Below are 17,678 nucleotides of genomic sequence, written 5' to 3'. Positions count from 1 at the left end.
TCCTTCAGAAAGTCAGGCAGGAAAGGCCGTGGGCGCGCTCTTTTTCTCAAGCAGTTGCTGGATGAGCATCAGCTCCTGAGCAGCGCAATGCACCAGGGCGTCTTCGGGGTACGGATGGGCCAGAATGGCCGGGTCACGATAGACTTCCATGTAGCCACCGACAGGAATATCCAGTGAATCAATCAGCGACAGCATCCAGTCCAGGCGGTTTGCCGGGCGGGTGGAGTAGCGCAGAACCAGCCCGACTGCCGTCAGTGTTGCGCCCAGACAGACCAGTAACGGCGCACTCACGGCAATACTGACAAGTCCGGCGAATACCCCGCACTGCAGGGCCAGCCGCTGGCGCGGCAGCGGCATGTTCCGATGAGTGGCGTGATACAACACGTCAGCACGAAGACGCTCAAGCTCACGACGAAATGCCATCAACTCACCATGGCCATACGACTCGATATGACGCACCAGAGAGGCTTTCACTGGCCAGCCCCGCTGCCGAATCCCGCAAAACGGCGGGACAGGCTGAATCCCTGGCACTTAAGCCCCTTCTCACGCGCAGACTGGCAGTCCACGCAGGTGGTGACGCCCGGTAGAGCATGACGACGCTCCTCCGGGATAGCGTTGCCGCACCCGCATTCCCGGGCGCTGTCTTTCAGACTCTGCGTCGCTGACGCCAGCAGCGTCTGCTCCTGCAGCTCGTTCAGAAGCGCCATGCGCTCCTGCATGTTGTCCAGTACATCCGACATACTCTCTTCCTTCTGATACGTCCGGACACGCTACCGCCCATCCCTTTCACGTCTTTCAGGGCACCGACAGCTCCGGATTGTGGTGGCTGCGTTCAGCAGCCTGAGTTAAGGGTTACTGCGCCGCGGCGTCCGGTACGGGTGCAACGGCATCCCCCAGCTGGAAATCGCCGAGGTTTTTAAGCATTTCAGTGGTCGAGGACTGCAGGGAGGGCTGATGCGGGGCCGCAGGCTGTGGAGCCTGCTGCGCGGATGTGCGCTTTGCCTTCTTCGCCGTCAGCTCCTGCACGCTTTCCAGCTGGAAGCCGTCCTGGAACACAAGCGTCACTTCATTCCCGGCGCCAATCGGGATCACAGGGTGATACTGCTCGGCACGTTTGATGTAGTAATCAGAGAGGGTTTTGGCCGCGGAGCCGGTGCCTCCGCCAACGCCCGAACCGATGATGTCGGCCGCGCTCGGGCTTGCCGTCGCGCCCACGCCCACGGACGTGGATGAAGCACTTTCGATCCCCTTCCCGATACCGTCGATAAAGCCCGAAGTACCGGCATACAGCAGGATCTGGCCGTTACGCATGACGACCTCACCCTTGATACCGTTCTTGCCCATAAAGCCGACGTGACCGGCGATCTTCTGGTCGATGGTGTCTTCGCCTATCTCGCAGCTGATCGAACGGGTACGCACCTCAGCGCGCTCGCTGGACACGTCACCGTAGGCTTCAAGCGTCACAAAGCACCCTCTCAGATCGTATTCACGGTCGTTTGGCATCTGCACCTTGCCGGTCAGACGGATTTGCATCGGGACGGTGTTTTTATTGCCGGTGACGGAGGCATTGGCATCCGCCCCTTCGATAACGATGGCTTCAGCAAAACTGCCCGAGTGAATCCACGGGAACTTCGGTTTAGTGATCAGATCTGCGGGGTTATCAAAAGCGGTAATATCCAGCGCACCCTCACGTACCACTGGCGCATAAACCGGGGCGGCAGGCTGTCCTGCGCCGCCGCCAGCAGGCCAGAAGGATGTCGGCGGCGGAACGGCACCGTTCCCCCCTGACTGAGCACCTGCAGGTGTCCCCCCAGGGAACGGCTCCCCGTTGACTCCCGTCCCGGGATTTTTACCGTACTCCTCAAGCTGGGTCTGAAGCAGTTTGTTATCCCCTTCCAGCTCTCCGATGCGGGCCTGGCTGCTTTTGAGATCTTTCGACAGGATCTGCATTTCAGCACGGAGGCTCTTCAGGTCTTTCTGGGTCTGCTTGTTGAGGTTCTGCGCTTCCGCGATGGCGGATTTCTGTACCTTGTTATCGAAGGTGTGATTCACCACCCCCGTCATGTCGGGCGCGGGTTCACGCGGAGCAACAACCGTCTTCGACTTCTTCGCGCTCAGGTTAGTGAAATACCAGGCGCCGGCCCCACTGGCCCCCATCCCGAGCGCAATGGCCACCAGTAACGCGACCTGCTTCTTACGTACCGCTCTGTTAACGTTGGCCATCAGGGCTGCCCCTCCGCATCACGGATGATGAAGACACGCAGGGTAGCGCCCGCCATCAGTGTGCTGGCCTGGCTGTCGAACATCACCGAGCGCACACCGCGTGCCCAGAAGTCCTGTTCACGCAGGGCAACACCGTAGCTGTGTGGATTGGTGATGCGCACGCGGTCAATGCGAAGGGCGTGCCCCGTCCAGGCCTGCTCGGCGACGGCCTGGAGGCGAGACGGAACGGTAATACCGGCAACGTCAGGTTTCACCGGCGTATAGCCGTCAGGCAGGGCGGACTTCATTGCCTGGTTGTTCAGCGACAGCAGTAGCGATTCGTACGGCTGTGCAGTTTCCCAGGCTTTCGCCTCAGGGGTGCTGACCGGCATATCACCCAGCAAACGGTAGACCTTCCCCTGCCCTTTTACCGGCGTGGCCGCAACAGGGAAGGTTTGTCCCTTGCGGGTTTCCACGTAGAACGTGAAGGGCTTGTCGGTGACAGCCGTGAAGACCACCGCACCTGATGAGGTCAGGCGCTTGTCCGTCAGCGTGCCTGCAGGCCCGGAAATAGCCGACACCACGTCGCCCGGGATGTGGATCATGTTGGGATTGGTGGCACTGACGGACAGCGTGAACTGACCGTTCTGCGGGAGGGTGAGCGTGCCTGCCGGTAGCGCACTGGCACTGGCCTGTACAGGCAGCGACACGCTCAGTGCGGCGGCGACACAGACCACCATCAGGTTACTTTTCATTGTTGACCTCCACGAAGCGGGCAATGCGGGTCAGCCCGTTGTGGTATTCCAGGTCAAGACGGAACTGCTTGATTTCCGTTTCAGGGCGCGCGGTCCCGATCCAGGTCTTCAGCACGCCACGGATATCGACCCGACCGTTCGCCGGATAGACCGTGATGTCAGTCTGGTAGAACACGGAGTTCACGCTATTATCCTTGATACGTTTAGACTCATCAGCCAGTACGCTGGTGAAGTCCTGTAGGGATTCCGTTTTGACGTAGGAGAGAAGGAACTCATGGTTCATGTCCACCGTTTCAGGGGACACATTCAGGCGCAGGGCCAGGAATGACAGGGTCATCATGCGAAGGTAGTCCGCATCAGCTTTGGTTTCTGAGACCGAGAACGGTGCGTTGTACTGCATGGGGGTCACGATCACCGGACGCTTGTGAATAAGGTCGATGTTGGTGAATGCCATGCGCGCCACGGCGACAGCCAGAATAAAGATGAGAAGGATAAGACCGCCGATAATGAAGGACACCAGTCGGGTGGTGTTATTACGGGCCGAAATGTGCATAGAAGTCCCTGCCGCTATTTAATCCATTTCCGGTAACTCGAATCAGGAATAAGTTTGTAAACGACGCGCAGCAGTTCGATGGGTAAATACCAGTAGCACCAGTTATATAACCACTTACTGCTCTTTCCGCGCTTCGCTGTTCGAATTAACTGCCACAACACGACGGCAACAACCATGCCGAACATGTAGCTCTTGTTGAGCATTAAAATCCCGCCAAAAACTGCGGCGGGAATAAATTCATCAAGAGGCAGACCCAGAATACGGGTCTGCTCTGACAGGGTTTTCGGGAAACGGTATTTATCTAAATGGTTTCCCTCCATCATTTAGCTCACGAAGGAAAAACCGACGGTAGTGAAAATAATCACCACCGCAAGGCCCATCAGGACCATCAGGTTCTTGGTTTTGATGTACATCCCGATACTGACAATAATTTCAGCAATGATGACGCACATCATTACCAGTGAATCAGCACCGAAGGTGGAAACCACATCGTCTTTACCGCTGGCGAGTAAATCAGTTCCGCCGGCAGCATTCGCAATGGATGGCGCAGCCGCCATAATTGCCAGTAACGCTACAGACGCTTTATGGCGTCGATACGTTTCTTTCAGATAACCCCATGCCTTATTTGAATACGCAGAAATCCCTTTGGTCATTGAAGCCAATTTCATAAAAATTCCTCTTTGACGATTTTAAATTTTCAAAAGCGGCAGACAATAAAGTAAGTCATACCGACACAGAATCATTAAAGATATGATCCTGTAGCGATCAACTTAATAAGTATCAGGCAGAGCCTCCGGTGGAAGTTCAGGGAATAGTTCAAGGTGGTGCTTAACACGAAGTATCAGTTCTTTAGTTTTACTGCGCTTGCCCGCTTTTGCACTACGAACTAAATCATCGTTCACATCACCATTAAGAAACACGGTTACGTTCTTTCCTGGAGAGCGAGGCTTATATTCAATGTCAGTCATTTTTAACTCCTTAGTGTTCATGTGGAAAATTATATAGATCAAATTGCGTTTGGATAGTTGACTCACGACACTACCGAAAATATTTTTTATCCATTGAATTTATTGAAAAAAAAGCACTCAATCGGAATTATCCGTCAACCAAGAATTGATAAAAATCAATGTTTTCAGGTCATAAAAAGAACACTTTTATTCTACCAAAGTAGACACAACTGAATGGGGTTTAAGGCAATTCAGACAGAAAAGGCACCTTACGGTGCCTTATGTTTGTTACAAATGTGACAAGCCAAGCTTAAGTAGAAACAATGGCCTTAGATCTTCTGCTTTAGGAACCTCATATTGCTCACAGCATTCCTTCAATGCCTTTGATACAGCCTGTTTAGATATCCCACGCTTTGAAGCTATAACTGTCCTTGACGACAGGAACGAGAAAAGAAGAAGGATCTCAAACTGCATATCAGTAAGTTCAGGGAATAGTTTTCGAACTTTCTCTTTTGTAGTAGGGTCTACATCCTGCATCCCAACCTCCATGAAAAGATTAACCTATTCATGGCCTAAGCTACCTGAAGGTGCCTTTTCCATGACTACTTATTGTTTAATGAATGACCATTGTTCAACTAAGTAACAGGCCTGACCTTTTCATGACTCCTTTTGAGGTGTTCTATATTCATTAGAGATAATGCAATCAAAAAATCTAAATCCCGTTCATTTAGTTCAGGAAAAAGCTTGCGCAGTTGTTCTTTTTTTGTAGGATCGACGACAGCCATCGAAACCTCCTCTGTAAACAGTCACAGGTTATTGGTGGTCAGCGGTAGTCTGGGTTGCCGCCCTTTCTACCGCGATTTTTTAAAATTCATATCCTATAAATTAATATCCCCTTTAAGTTAATTCTCCTTTCAGTTTCACTTAGGCTGACTTCATTATACTAAACACGTACTCAATTACTATATTTTAAAACGCAATTTCACCTGTTTTTACAATATCAATAAATCAAAATTTGACGCTAATCAACCCATTCATTTTCGAACATTAAAAACATCAACGACAACTAAACGAACCATTCAAAATTTGCTTTCTTAATTCCAAAAATCAAATACTTCCAAAAATATTTTTGTTAAAACATTTCCTGTCGTTCCATTAGCAAAAATAAGAATAAAATAATAAAGAATCATGCCTCATCATCTTCCAGTTGCGGGTAAAAGCGCTCCAGTTCTGTTGCAGCATGATCGCGAATACGTAGTTTCATATGCATCATCTCTTCCTGCGATAAATTACCTTTCACGGCAAGCTTGAGCAGCTCGTTAGATATGCTGTTGGTTTTAACCATGTATTCCAGCATGGTGCGGTTAAACTCCGCCTGATTAAACCCTCCCTGACCCCGTTCAAGCTGAATGCAGTAAACACGAATACCCAGTTCAATAAGCATCGAAGCTGTACTGGAAATACTCGCATCCTGCATGGATGCACCACCCTGCCGCTTCTCCTCAACGATATCGTTAATCTTATCAAGCGCAGCATTATTGACGTAAACCTGAATCTTTGGCATCTGAAATTCCTTTATTGACGTTTATTAAGTAGTTTCTGGAAATATCTAATAAAAATAAATCAGTGAGAGTCGACATAGATTCCTGGTTTCTGAAGATGGAGTCGTGATGCAGGTCAAAGGGAATCCATTTTTTTCAATTTTCGGATTCGACTCCCGACTCCACTCCATCTAACTAACTGACTGAAAACAAAGAGTCACATACGACTACAGGACGACTATTTTCGGAGTCAATGACGAATGGGTGTGGATTCCCGCTAAATAAAAAACCGCAAAAACAGAGTGCTCAAATCGCGTATAAGTAAATGAAGTTAAACACGTATCATGCAAGGCGAAGGCTTGCGAGGTGTGTGGGGTTTTCCGGGCTAAAGAGCAGGCTTGAGGTAATTGCGGCCCTCTGTCGGCTAGGGGTATTCCGAGTAGATCTGTTTTTGGGTAACATGGCCGAAATGCGACTTTTCGGTGAAAGAGGGAATATCAGGGATGAACATCAGGTCGGTTTTACTACTGGTATCAGTGCTCCCGTTAGGGGCTATGGCCGACTGTTATGAACTGGCGGGACGGGATTATAAAATAGAACCTGACCTGCTGCGTGCGGTTTCATTTCGTGAATCTTCATGGCGCGATAATGCGCTGAACTATGTCTCACCGGACAGTTACTCAATAGGCAGAATGCAGATCCATTCTCAGAACTTTAATCACCTGTCGCAGTTCGGGATCACACCGGAGCACTTAAAGAATGATGTCTGCATGAATATCTACACCGGCGCGTACTACCTCGCTTTTGCATTCAAACGCTGGGGTTACTCATGGCGGGCCGTGGGGGCGTACAATGCCGGTTTCAAAAACGACACGGAGCAGGAAAAGAAGCGGATGAAATATGCGGGGGAAGTCAGGGAGATTTATGAAGGGATAAAAGTTAAACGTTAGGAAAAAAAAAGCCTGGCTGACATTTCAGTCCAGGCAGTCGCGTCAGTTGGAATCACCAGTCGAACGTATCTTCTCCCTCCACCGGATTTGCATCACAGTCAAAATGAATATAGTTCGCTTTATGTTTACGCTGCATGTGAAACACAAACTTTCTGAGTGACTTTGACAGACCGGCACGCTTCATTTTCAATAAAGGATATGACACGCCACCGATATCAAGAATATAACCGTAAGTCGTATCAAGTACCCACGGATAACTTTCACCCCAGGAGGCGATATCCTTGAGCGCGAAAGTGTCCGTTTTTTCCATATGGGCAGTAGAGCAAAAAATCAGTTTCATCAGCATTTTTGTTGGCCTTCCTGAACAGAAATTAACACCACCGAAGCGGCGTTACTGAATTTAATCAATGGCGCGATAAATTAAATGCGCCTCGGGGTGTTTGATGATGCTGATAAAATCCTTTAGCGCATCCTGACGTTCGACAAGGAGCTGACAGGTGCGCGCATACTTCTCACCCATTTCAGACGCTTTCCATGAAAGGACATTCAGGATCATCAGCGTTGCAATTATTCCTGCAGCATCGGCGCTGACGTCTGCTTCGAAATAATTACCCGGCACGCACATTTTGTATGTACCGTCAAAATCAGGGGCCATATATCCGGTCGTTTCCAATCTGGCATGTGTATGAGGTGCAATTTTACCCTCTGCACCTTCCGGTATAACAAAATAATTCCAGTACCCGCCATCATAATCTGAGTGCTGACTCAGCCAGTTCATCACCATGCTTTCCCCGAGTGGGGTAAAAAACAGTTCAGTGATATAACGCATTCGGTTTTCATCCGGCACAATAAGGCGAAGTTCCGGCGTATTAATCCGTGATTCACCGGACAGCACACAGGTAAATTCACCGGTTTCAGTTTGTACAGCCAGAGGCCAGCCTTTTACCATCCAGACCGTTACCGATGAATTATCAGTATCGCAGGACAGACTAAAAGCTTCCGCACCTTCAGGAAGTCTGAAATATTCTGGCTGAGCCTGATTTTCAGCGCAGGCGAGGATGTAGCAGACCAGATCATTAAATTGCTCAGACGTTATGATTTTCTTTTTTCCATCCCATCTTTTGGCAGATTCAGCAGCGGCGGTTTTATTGTTCTGCGTGTGCATTCTGTATTTCTCCCTCTCTGGTTAATATCCATCTTTCGACGAGTTCGTTGCGGCAGGGACAAAGGCGCAACGGCAGACTGGCGAAATACAAGGGCGACGACGGAAAGTTTTTGCCTGCAAAAAGTTTATGGCGGCGTGCATTTCACCCTTCGTATTTAGTCAGGCCGGTGCGACAAAACGTCCTTTCGCGGAGAACCGTCAGAAGCAGGGATTACCGGGGCTGATGAGTATGGACACGTCCGGAACGCAAAGCGCCGGGAGGCGAATTGCGGTTCCGGCCCGAAGAGCTGCGGCAGGTTTATCGCCGCAGCGGTGAACGCGCCGGCGCCAGCCGGCTGCAGGTGTTGACCTTCGCAATCAGACCATAGCGTAAGCCCGAAACCGCTTGCGGGTTCGGCGGAGCCTGTCAGGTGCGCAGCAGCTGGCTGGCGCAGTTGGGCTCGACGACCCGACCGGAACGGACGGGGAGCCGAAGGTGGCCATGGTTCTGACCTTTCAGGTGTTTCCCGCCAGAACACACCGCAGAAGCAGGAGTACCAGAAAGAACAGGAGTAAAAACACCAGACAGAGGATAAACAGCAGGGGGCAGTAACAGAGAAGAAGATACAGGACACACAGAACGACGGAGGGCGGCGCGTCAGCGCGGCCCTGTTCGTTCGCCCCGCAGGGGCGTGGGGTTTTCGCGGCGCAAAAGGCAGGGTGATCCCCCTGCCCTCCCGTCCGGTTACGCCGCCTCCGTCATGCCGCGCATAAATTCGCGCATGGTCCGGAAACGCCGCTGATCATCCAGTCGTTTCTCAAAGTTATTGATGTAATAAACAGGCGTATAACGCACCCTGCTACATTCCAGCGTCAGCGAATTGCCCGTGACCACTTCCGCAGGGATACCCAGCAAAGAAAGCTGTATAAACGCCATATCCGCCGCGATCGGGTCGATATCGATGCAATGGCCATACATCTGCTCAGATGGGTTATAACCGGCCTCAAGAAGCATCTCCGCGTATGCAACGATCATCCCCGCAGCGCCGCAGGCCGGATCGCTGACGGTAACAAACCCTTCTCGCCGTATCGTCTGCTCAACGTCCGGCAAGACCAGCTTCGCCAGTAACAACTGGACGTGATAGGGGGTGAAGTACTGCCCGTTCCTGTCGTCGCCCAGCTCCAGTTCCATGAAGATGGCGCCGAGAAAATCATGAAATTTGGCCTCCAGTGCGCAGACCATCAGGACGAAAAGCTCATGCAAATTTTTTATATCGCTCTCGCCGTACTTCGCGCAAATCTCGCGGCTGCTCTCGATGTTCTCCGGTGTCCTGATACGCGCCAGATCAAGCTCACTGGCCGCCAGCGTGATGAAATCGCGGAACACATCCCAGCGGCGCAGGTTGCGGGCGGTGTCCTTAAACACGCGGATAAACTGCCGCCGCGCCTCATCAATGGTTAACCGCTGGCAGACAGGTGTCAGACTTTGTGCAGGAATGACGGCAGGCCGCTGCGGCGCGTGGGGTTCTGACGCTTTCGCCTGATCAAAGAAGCTGGCAAAACTCAGTTGTGACATGGTTCTTCCTCTGAAATGCCGCCCCGTCAGGGGCGGCTCCGTTATCAGTTACACGCGCGCTTAAGTTCCAGCGTGCGCAACACATGCCCCCACTCGCTCCCGCGCATGGCAGGAATACGCACTGAGCGCCCTTTTTTACGACAGTGCGCGATATGACGCCCCAGCGCCCGCATTTCCGGACTGAGTGCATCAGACGCGATATCATTGCGCTTAATGCGTACCTGCTTTTTCACGGGCGCGTTTTCTGCCTCAAGCATCTGGACATACAGCGCCGTCGGTGTAACAATCGATACTTCACTGAAATGATTCATCATAGATTCCTTTTAGTTGAGGCCGGATTCATCGTTTGGTCGCGTACAAATCCGGCGTGAGAGAGCAGACGAAAGTCTGCTTTTTTCATTTCTGGCCTGTGGTTTTCGGGCTGAATACCTCCTTAACTTTCTTCACAATGTCGGCGTGGTTCGTGTTGCAGTAGTCGCGCATCCGGAAATAACGACGACCGCAGCGCGCATAAATTTCGGTGACGTTCCCGCAGTACATTTCCGCGAGCATGAAGGTTTCCGTGTCCTGCGCGGTATCGTGTCGCCAGTTCATCGGGTACATCAGTCCCGCCGCTTCGTGAAATTTCACCACGTCGATTTCAACGGGTGCAGACACAGCGGCTTTCTCGCGGCTCAGCCAGTAGGCGCGCTCGGCCTCACAGGTCGCGTTCATACCTAAAACGGCAGATGATTCAGTCAGATGTAAGTGCATGGTTTTCTCCTTTGGTTATCGGTGGCGGCAACCCCTGCCGCCGTGGGTCATACTGATTAACAGGCATCCATTCGGATCATGGCGTCCTCAAAAGCCATGCAATCTTTCAGGCTCTGATTAGCGAACATCCACGCCGCCAGGCCTGTTTCACCATACAAACGCACCGCGCAGGCTCTGGCCTGTAACCACGGCTGGACGATATGAAACGACATAAGCGGTTTGTCACGCATCCAGTCGAGCACACCTTCGTTCCAGACGTTTTTGCTCATGGCGCAGAGGATGTTGCAGACCTCTTCCGCTTCGTCGTCTTCTGACAGTTGCAGATTCCACACCTGGCAAAGCTCAGTCAGATATGAGCGCTGCTCAGCAATGACACAGGCCAGACGGGTTTTCGGTTCTGTACCCCATCTTCCGGTAGATTCTGAAGCGGCGGTTTTGACGTTCTGTGTGTGCATTCTGGTTTTCTCCTTGTCTGGTGATGTTTCCATCTCCCGGTGAGTTCTTCGCGGCAAGGGCAAAGTAGCAACGGCGGCCGGAAGGCACTCAAGGGGCGGCGACGGAAAGTTTTTTCGGGCCTCATCCGGGAAAAGTTTTGGGCGACGTGCATTTCACCCCTTGATGACGCCCGGATGACGGTGCTACGAAAACGCCCTCCGCGCAGAACCCACGGGAAGTGGTTCGCCGGAGGGCGGGAGGATGCACACACGCCGGAACGGGAATCGACGAAGGAGAATCGCGGTCCGGACAGAAGAGCAGGTGCGGTTTTATCGCAGCTGCGGTGAAGGCGGCCTGACCGGAACGGTCGGAGCAAGCCGTGGTGTTGATGTTGCATCATGGGATGGAAACCCGCTGCCCCGGAGGGGCCGGGCAGAGACAGCTTGCTGGCTCGGTGCGAAGCATGACAGCCCGCCCGGACGCCCGTGGTATTAAATATTCAACAGAACAGAAGTTAACCAGGCATCACACGGTCCTGGATAGCATAGCCTGCAGCAGTGACCAGAAACCAATAGCCGCTAAAACCTCAGCAACAATGCCGATATATATGGTGATACCCCAGGACAATATACGATTCCCTCCCGTTAATCTTAGTGACGCAGAATACAGGCGATGTATACCCCACACGACAACAGAAATGACAACAGGCGCAAATAAGAAACTAATAATGGTATAGCGAATACCGTTAATCCGAAAAAAAATGAAGGAGCTTACAAGTGCAGGCACAACCACAGCATTGAGCAGTGCGAGAGTCTCCACTACTCTCTGAACAAACTTATACCGGTATGCAAGATTGATATTAAGCATGGAACGTACCTGTTATAAGCGGAAAAAGGGGCTTCCAGCGAACTGACAGCCCCTTCATAAAGGCGCTTCAGGGCAAGAATCAACATCATCAGCCCCTGAATGGCGGGGTTTCCCCCCGCCGGGGCTGGCTACTTAGCGGATTCGTAGGCCATGAAAGCCGCCACCTCCCTGTTCGTGTCCCTGTAACGGATTTCGCAGAGCGACTTCCGGGTCAGGTAAGTGAATATCAATAGTGTGAGACACACTATTAATACGCACCAGATAAGGGAACTTCGTGGCAATTTCATAGCCTTCTACTCCTTGCCTTGCGGCAGCTAAGAGGCTATTCTGTTGGTGTCGAATCAAGCAGATGGCCTCGTGTTGTACTGACCCCAAAAAGTTGGACAGAATACCCGAGGCATTAAAGAAAGAGTCCATGTGATACACGGGCTCTTTTTTGTTTCCGATATATCTAAATAACCAATTCCGCAACCGAATTATCCATTCCGCTGGTTTCTTACTTCACCGCTTCAGCAATAACTTGTTCGCCATCTTTTCGTGAAGGAACCCCTTTTGGTTTTACGTTAGATGCTCCATCTAATTATCGCTCATATGGATTTGGACGTAACGGCCTTCGAAATTTATTGAGGGAGTTTTAGGAACAATGTCCGCTGCTGAGTTTGTGATGGCTTGAAACCATGGTGAATATAGAAATTTTTAGCTTCTTCCGTAAGCGCGTGAACCATGATTGCACGTACACCGATATTCTCAGCAACTCGATAGCAACGGAGTACAGCATCGTGTAGTAAATCAGCACCAAGCCCTTTTCCATGAAACGAGAGATCGACAGCCAGACGGGCTAGTATAATGACAGGAATGGGGTCTGGCATGTTACGTCGAAGACTGCCTGTTGCTTCTGCATGGTTGACGCTACCAGTGGCCAGAGAGTAAAAACCAGCCACTTGTTTGGTGTCTTTCTTGCAAACAACAAACGTTCGGGCAGCTCCGAGTGCCTGGTTTTTGAGACCTCTTTGTTTTAACCAGTCATCGAGCACAGCTTCACCGCTAACAAACTCCACCACCTGATGGAAACTGGATAAAGGTTCTGGTGCTGTTACACATCCCACTGCGGTTTCCTTGCCAGCAGTTTGTCGATAATGGGATCATCCGTAACCGGTGCATCAAGCATATCGATAAACTCTGCATATTGCTCATCGTTAAAATTAAAGACGCGACGATCAAGGATCACATTCTCGGCAGCCTGACAGGCCATTTCAAGAATGAAGTCTGTGCGAGATTTGTGGAGGATTTCCGCAGCGGCATCAATGAGCGCTCGCTGTGATTCCTTGGCTCTAAGGTTGAGTTGAACATCTGATTTCATAGAACACCCCTGTATAGCATTTGCTATACAAGGATAACACAACTCGCATGTATAGCAAACGCTATACACCAGCTTTGCTTCTTTAATACATAGAATTTTGATATCCGATTTGTGCCAGAAGCGGAAGTTGAAGAACCATCTTTGCGAGCAAAATATAACAATACTTTGATGGCGCAGCGGGTATCACTACCTTAGAACATGATATGTAAGAGGGATTGATTGCAGTCTGGAAACCGGACGTAGGTTTATTGATGATAGAGCCGAGTTGAGATATCCGATATGAATAGGCCAATAGGGCACAAAAACGATCGTCTGCCAGCGCCGAGTACAACCCCCTCTACACCTGAAGCACGGCAGCGCGTTATCAATGGACTTTTGACATCCTCCCCGCCCTAAAGGACGGGGATTCCTGCAGCCAGACGGCGATGCCCCGCCGCGAGAATGTTTTTTGCGGCGTTGACGTCGCGATCATGAGCGGTTCCGCACTCACAACAAACCCATTATCTTATTTCAAGACCTGCCCTACCTTTCGGACTACTCGCGGGCAAACACCCGCAGCACGAACAAACTTGAGTGGAATAACTTTCGTTTACGACTTCAAACACCACTGACCGCGCTATCGCTTTATATTCCAGTTGGGTTTTGAGCATTGACCAGCCAGCGTCTAAAACGCTTTTAGCCATTTTGGTTTTGGCTAACTTGCTGGCGCTCACGTTGCCTACGAATATTGCCGCATTGCTGTTTACCAGCGCCGTGCTGAATTTGTGCAAGGCATCCTTGCGGCGGTTTTTAATTTTGGCGTGGATGGCACGTACACGGGCTTTTTTATGCGCCCGCTGCGCCTTCCCTAATACTGGCTCTAAATCGCGGTAGAAGTTGCCCTGCGCCAGCTTTTCACCGTGGGATGGCGTGGCGTAGTCTTTCAGCCCTAAGTCCACGCCTACGGCAGTTTTTGCCGTTGTGGGCTGGGTTTCAACCTGGACGCAGATATTAAAGTACCAGCGCCCCCGGCTATCTTCTGAGAACGAGCCGGCACGGAATTTATAGCCGCTCAGACCGAAGCTGTCCCATATTTTGAAATAGTGTCCGGCGAATTTAACGCCGCCGTTTTGCCATTGTGCGGCGCGGGATTTAAACGGAATCCAGCCTAAAGACCGCTTAGATCCCCCACTGATACGCCAGCGGAGTTTTGACCGTTTAAACTGTTTCCGCGCCTTTCCGTGGTCGGCAATAACTTCCTGAACAGTGGCGCTGCCGATAAGCCAGCCGCGCTCTTTCTGGATGCCTGCTGTTAACTTCTGAACATCAAAGGCTGATAACCACTGCGGCTTTTACGCACCAGACTCACCCGCGTTGCTATAGGCCTCGCTGGTTATCTCGTTTGCCAGATTAAAGACTTGATTCACCTCATAGGCCATCTGCCGCAATACAGCGGCATGGCGGTCTTTAACGCTGACAGATAGTGTCTTGGTTTGCGTGTTCATCACTGGCTACACATACAGTTTTTGTGTGGATTTTCATTGATGGGGATCATTACCGGGCTTGCGCCCGGTTCACTCTGCCTCCCCGACCTAAAAGGACGGGGCTTCCCGCGAAAAGACCTGGTGAGACAGCGGCCGGTAGCCGGATGTTCAGGCCACTCTGGGAGCACGGTCGGGCCATTGTATTTTCAGACGGCTGGTTCGAGTGGGTACAGCAAAACGGTGTAAATCAGCCGTTTTTCATTCACCGTAAAGACGGATATCCCCTACTTCTCGCCGCCATCAGGAAAAGACCTTTTGAGAACGGCAACGACCAGGAAGGATTCCTGATCGTCACGGCAGCTGCAGATGAGGGATTGCTGAACATTCACGACAGACGCCCACTAGTCTTCTCACCGAATACCGCACGTAAATGGCTCAGAGAAAACACAGCCGGTAAAGAAGCGGAAGACATCGCCCGTGAGGGCAGCCTTTCCTCTGAAGACTTCACATGGCACCCCGTCAGCCTGGCAGTTGGCAATCCAAAGCACCAGAGCCGTGAACTGATTGAACCACTGACGTAGCAGACATACCAGACATCCACTCACGGGGTTATGCGCCGTTTCTGTGGATAACCCCGAGCCTGTTTTATCCGCCAGAACAACAACCTGGCAGAAACAAGTAAAATTCTTCTTGCAGGACGGGAAACATCTTAAATTATACTGTATATAAACACAGGTAATTTAAGAGGTATACCATGATCCTTCTTGTCACTCCCGCATCTGAGCCAGCACTGTTCACTGCCCCGCTTTTCACAGAGCACTGTCCGGCTGGTTTTCCGTCACCGGCTGCGGACTATACCGAAGATGAACTGGATCTGAATGCCTACTGTATTCGTCGCCCCAGCGCGACCTACTTTGTTCGGGCCATTGGTGATTCAATGAAAGACATGGGCCTGCACTCCGGTGATTTGATGGTCGTCGATAAGGCCGAAAAACCCATGCAGGGAGATATTGTTATCGCGGAAACAGATGGTGAGTTCACAGTAAAACGTCTGCAGATAAAGCCCCGTATTGCCCTGCTGCCGATGAACGCCGCCTACCCCACGCTTTATCCGGAAGAACTGCAGATATTCGGCGTTGTGATGGCATTCATACATAAGACCCGGAGTACAAACTGATGTTTGCGCTCGCTGACGTAAATTCATTCTATGCCAGCTGCGAGAAAGTGTTTCGTCCAGACCTGCGTAAGATGCCCGTTGTGGTGCTCAGTAACAATGATGGTTGTGTGATCGCGCGAAGTGCCGAAGCGAAACGGCTGGGCATCAAAATGGGCGTCCCCTGGTTCCAGCTAAAGACGGCACAATTCCCGGAGCCGGTCATTACGTTCTCCAGCAATTATGAGCTTTACGCTAGCATGAGTAATCGGGTCATGGCACATCTGGAAGAACTGGCCCCACGCGTGGAGCAATACAGCATTGATGAGATGTTTCTGGATATCTGCGGCATAGACAGCTGTACCGACTTTGAAGACTTTGGCCGGCAGTTGCGCGAGCACGTGCGCTCCGGAACGGGACTGACAATTGGTGTCGGAATGGGGCCGACTAAAACGCTGGCTAAAAGCGCGCAATGGGCGTCAAAAGAGTGGCCACAGTTCGGCGGAGTGCTTGCCCTGACTCCACACAATCCAAAACGAACGGAGAAGTTGCTCTCACTACAGCCGGTGGAAGAAATTTGGGGAGTTGGACGCAGGTTATCCAGGAAACTGGGCACAATGGGTATCACTACAGCACTGCAGCTGGCGCGCGCGAACCCTGTATTTATCAGGAAAAATTTCAACGTAGTGCTGGAGAGGACCGTCCGGGAACTCAACGGAGAAAGCTGTATTTCGCTGGAGGAAGCGCCCCCGCCGAAACAGCAGATTGTCTGCAGCAGATCCTTTGGGGAACGAGTCACGACTTATGAAGCTATGCGGCAGGCGGTCTGTCAGTACGCTGAGCGTGCAGCTGAAAAACTGCGGGGTGAGAGGCAGTTCTGCAGGCATATCGCCGTGTTTGTGAAAACGTCACCGTTCGCTGTGAATGAACCGTATTACGGGTATTTGGCCAGTGAGAAGCTACAGACGCCCACGCAGGATACTCGTGACATTATTGCCGCAGCCGTCAGGGCACTGGACCGGATCTGGGTGAATGGACACCGCTATGCAAAGGCAGGCTGTATGTTAAATGACTTCACGCCTACGGGTGTTTCACAGCTGAACCTGTTCGATAATACTCAGCCCCGGAGCAACAGCAATCAACTAATGAAAGTCGTGGACGGTATTAATCATTCTGGGATGGGTAAAGTATGGTTTGCAGGCAGAGGTATAGCCCCGGACTGGCAGATGAAACGAGCGATGCTTAGCCCTGCATATACAACCCGATGGGCAGATTTGCCAACTGCAAGGCTGTAGATTCAAAACTAGTGAGTTGAGTCGACCTCGGTTTTTTATCAGATCGAGGTTGCTTACATGATCAGATTCATTTCTCATCCCCTCATATGGCACCAGGCTTTAAATTGAGATGGTTGATTACCTCATTTATACACACATGCTTTCTTCGCCTTCGAGCCTGTTAGCAGCCTTAAATCTGATGAAGTCATCCACAGAGAACGGGCGACTATGTTAAGAAGAAATTTGCGAAGGTAGACGCGAATCCATTTGATTCTGTGCAAGCCCTGACTTAAGGGCTTGCCTGTAAAGTTCAAGATGCTTTTGACATCATACATTTTCTTCATAAGTAATAGCACGTTGTTCACTAACCTCATCCATATGAATACGAAAACCCATCTAATCACGGCTCAGAAGTATCTGGATTTCCCTGGCGACTGAGTCCGGGGTAAGCGGACAATTTCTTGCGGATAGCTTTGCTCTCTCTGTACGGCCAGGAAGATTATAGTGTAATCAGCACCCGGCAGACGGTACGTAAACATAGAAAAGGTACACGGAGAAAAATGGGCAGATACGCCTCAATGTCTGTTCTGCTGTTGCAATTGTGGCATTGATGGAAGCTCGGATGCCTGATCTTCTCTCCCAATCAGCAGAAATTTGGGGCCACGGTCCCAGTTGGGTGGCTGGGGCCACGGTCCCAGTTGAGTG

General features: G+C 51.1%; 22 protein-coding genes and 4 pseudogenes. 4 read left to right on the top strand and 22 right to left on the bottom strand.

What is annotated here, in order from left to right:
• Positions 1-12: 12 nt before the first annotated feature.
• The 10 genes and pseudogenes from ETG88_RS19520 to traM form a co-directional block, all read right to left on the bottom strand.
• Positions 13-474: a hypothetical protein gene (locus ETG88_RS19520; protein WP_164971822.1), complete on the bottom strand. Its 462-nt coding sequence runs from the start codon at positions 472-474 to the stop codon at positions 13-15.
• Between the two features lie 65 nt (positions 475-539).
• Positions 540-623 (bottom strand): annotated as a pseudogene (locus tag ETG88_RS22660) (TraR/DksA C4-type zinc finger protein); the annotation flags it as partial.
• A gap of 229 nt (positions 624-852) precedes the next feature.
• Positions 853-2,223 (bottom strand): F-type conjugal transfer pilus assembly protein TraB, encoded by a 1,371-nt coding sequence (gene traB / locus ETG88_RS19510; protein WP_129036155.1) that lies wholly within the window; start codon positions 2,221-2,223, stop codon positions 853-855.
• Positions 2,223-2,957, bottom strand: coding sequence for a type-F conjugative transfer system secretin TraK (gene traK / locus ETG88_RS19505; protein WP_129036154.1), 735 nt, complete (start codon positions 2,955-2,957; stop codon positions 2,223-2,225). The genes traB and traK overlap by 1 nt, the downstream gene beginning before the upstream one ends.
• Positions 2,947-3,510 carry a type IV conjugative transfer system protein TraE gene (gene traE, locus ETG88_RS19500; protein ID WP_129036153.1) on the bottom strand — a complete coding sequence of 188 codons (564 nt, stop codon included), beginning with the start codon at positions 3,508-3,510 and terminating at the stop codon, positions 2,947-2,949. The genes traK and traE overlap by 11 nt, the downstream gene beginning before the upstream one ends.
• 14 nt (positions 3,511-3,524) lie before the next feature.
• Positions 3,525-3,830, bottom strand: coding sequence for a type IV conjugative transfer system protein TraL (traL, locus tag ETG88_RS19495; protein WP_129036198.1), 306 nt, complete (start codon positions 3,828-3,830; stop codon positions 3,525-3,527).
• 3 nt (positions 3,831-3,833) lie between these two features.
• Positions 3,834-4,178, bottom strand: coding sequence for a type IV conjugative transfer system pilin TraA (gene traA, locus ETG88_RS19490; RefSeq protein WP_129036152.1), 345 nt, complete (start codon positions 4,176-4,178; stop codon positions 3,834-3,836).
• Between the two features lie 102 nt (positions 4,179-4,280).
• Positions 4,281-4,478 carry a TraY domain-containing protein gene (locus ETG88_RS19485; RefSeq protein ID WP_164971821.1) on the bottom strand — a complete coding sequence of 66 codons (198 nt, stop codon included), beginning with the start codon at positions 4,476-4,478 and terminating at the stop codon, positions 4,281-4,283.
• Between the two features lie 614 nt (positions 4,479-5,092).
• Entirely contained in the window at positions 5,093-5,242 is a 150-nt protein-coding gene (locus tag ETG88_RS22320; protein WP_164971820.1) for a hypothetical protein, read from the bottom strand.
• Between the two features lie 401 nt (positions 5,243-5,643).
• Entirely contained in the window at positions 5,644-6,021 is a 378-nt protein-coding gene (traM, locus tag ETG88_RS19480; RefSeq protein ID WP_129036150.1) for a conjugal transfer relaxosome DNA-binding protein TraM, read from the bottom strand.
• 531 nt (positions 6,022-6,552) lie between these two features.
• Here traM and ETG88_RS19475 point away from each other — a divergent pair.
• Positions 6,553-6,948 carry a transglycosylase SLT domain-containing protein gene (locus ETG88_RS19475; protein ID WP_338091941.1) on the top strand — a complete coding sequence of 132 codons (396 nt, stop codon included), beginning with the start codon at positions 6,553-6,555 and terminating at the stop codon, positions 6,946-6,948.
• A gap of 52 nt (positions 6,949-7,000) precedes the next feature.
• On the opposite strand, the gene ETG88_RS19470 is transcribed toward ETG88_RS19475, so the two are convergent.
• From ETG88_RS19470 to ETG88_RS22550, 12 genes and pseudogenes are all read right to left on the bottom strand, one after another.
• Positions 7,001-7,294, bottom strand: coding sequence for a DUF5983 family protein (locus tag ETG88_RS19470; RefSeq protein ID WP_129036148.1), 294 nt, complete (start codon positions 7,292-7,294; stop codon positions 7,001-7,003).
• 54 nt (positions 7,295-7,348) lie between these two features.
• Positions 7,349-8,113 carry an antirestriction protein gene (locus ETG88_RS19465; RefSeq protein ID WP_233446140.1) on the bottom strand — a complete coding sequence of 255 codons (765 nt, stop codon included), beginning with the start codon at positions 8,111-8,113 and terminating at the stop codon, positions 7,349-7,351.
• Between the two features lie 724 nt (positions 8,114-8,837).
• Positions 8,838-9,668 (bottom strand): N-6 DNA methylase, encoded by an 831-nt coding sequence (locus tag ETG88_RS19455; RefSeq protein WP_129036147.1) that lies wholly within the window; start codon positions 9,666-9,668, stop codon positions 8,838-8,840.
• A gap of 44 nt (positions 9,669-9,712) precedes the next feature.
• Positions 9,713-9,982 carry a hypothetical protein gene (locus tag ETG88_RS19450; protein WP_420890804.1) on the bottom strand — a complete coding sequence of 90 codons (270 nt, stop codon included), beginning with the start codon at positions 9,980-9,982 and terminating at the stop codon, positions 9,713-9,715.
• Between the two features lie 82 nt (positions 9,983-10,064).
• Positions 10,065-10,421, bottom strand: coding sequence for a hypothetical protein (locus tag ETG88_RS19445; RefSeq protein WP_129036146.1), 357 nt, complete (start codon positions 10,419-10,421; stop codon positions 10,065-10,067).
• A gap of 56 nt (positions 10,422-10,477) precedes the next feature.
• Positions 10,478-10,876: an ammonia monooxygenase gene (locus ETG88_RS19440; protein WP_129036145.1), complete on the bottom strand. Its 399-nt coding sequence runs from the start codon at positions 10,874-10,876 to the stop codon at positions 10,478-10,480.
• Positions 10,877-11,851: 975 nt separating this feature from the next.
• Positions 11,852-11,971 carry a type I toxin-antitoxin system Hok family toxin gene (locus tag ETG88_RS19435; RefSeq protein ID WP_223156217.1) on the bottom strand — a complete coding sequence of 40 codons (120 nt, stop codon included), beginning with the start codon at positions 11,969-11,971 and terminating at the stop codon, positions 11,852-11,854.
• A pseudogene (locus ETG88_RS22485) lies at positions 11,919-12,140 on the bottom strand (DUF5431 family protein); the annotation flags it as partial. The gene ETG88_RS19435 and the pseudogene ETG88_RS22485, both read right to left, overlap by 53 nt.
• A gap of 203 nt (positions 12,141-12,343) precedes the next feature.
• Positions 12,344-12,829, bottom strand: coding sequence for a GNAT family N-acetyltransferase (locus ETG88_RS19430; RefSeq protein ID WP_129036144.1), 486 nt, complete (start codon positions 12,827-12,829; stop codon positions 12,344-12,346).
• On the bottom strand, positions 12,817-13,083 hold the full coding sequence (locus ETG88_RS19425) for a type II toxin-antitoxin system TacA family antitoxin (RefSeq protein ID WP_114683611.1): 267 nt from the start codon (positions 13,081-13,083) through the stop codon (positions 12,817-12,819). The genes ETG88_RS19430 and ETG88_RS19425 overlap by 13 nt, the downstream gene beginning before the upstream one ends.
• A gap of 392 nt (positions 13,084-13,475) precedes the next feature.
• Positions 13,476-14,342: pseudogene (locus ETG88_RS19420) on the bottom strand (RNA-guided endonuclease InsQ/TnpB family protein).
• A 72-nt stretch (positions 14,343-14,414) separates the two neighbouring features.
• Complete coding sequence (locus ETG88_RS22550) at positions 14,415-14,567, bottom strand: hypothetical protein (RefSeq protein ID WP_233446139.1); 153 nt, start codon at positions 14,565-14,567, stop codon at positions 14,415-14,417.
• A 122-nt stretch (positions 14,568-14,689) separates the two neighbouring features.
• On the opposite strand from ETG88_RS22550, the pseudogene ETG88_RS19415 reads away from it, so the two are divergent.
• From ETG88_RS19415 to ETG88_RS19405, 3 genes and pseudogenes are all read left to right on the top strand, one after another.
• A pseudogene (locus tag ETG88_RS19415) lies at positions 14,690-15,127 on the top strand (SOS response-associated peptidase family protein); the annotation flags it as partial.
• 173 nt (positions 15,128-15,300) lie between these two features.
• A complete protein-coding gene (gene umuD, locus ETG88_RS19410) occupies positions 15,301-15,723 on the top strand; it encodes a translesion error-prone DNA polymerase V autoproteolytic subunit (protein WP_129036142.1) in 423 nt (140 codons plus the stop codon).
• Complete coding sequence (locus ETG88_RS19405) at positions 15,723-16,994, top strand: Y-family DNA polymerase (protein ID WP_129036141.1); 1,272 nt, start codon at positions 15,723-15,725, stop codon at positions 16,992-16,994. Before umuD ends, ETG88_RS19405 begins: the two co-directional genes overlap by 1 nt.
• Positions 16,995-17,678 lie beyond the last annotated feature (684 nt).

This window comes from Lelliottia nimipressuralis (assembly GCF_004115925.1).
GTDB classification, from domain to species: domain Bacteria; phylum Pseudomonadota; class Gammaproteobacteria; order Enterobacterales; family Enterobacteriaceae; genus Enterobacter; species Enterobacter nimipressuralis.
This window is presented reverse-complemented; position numbering and strand designations above follow the sequence as displayed.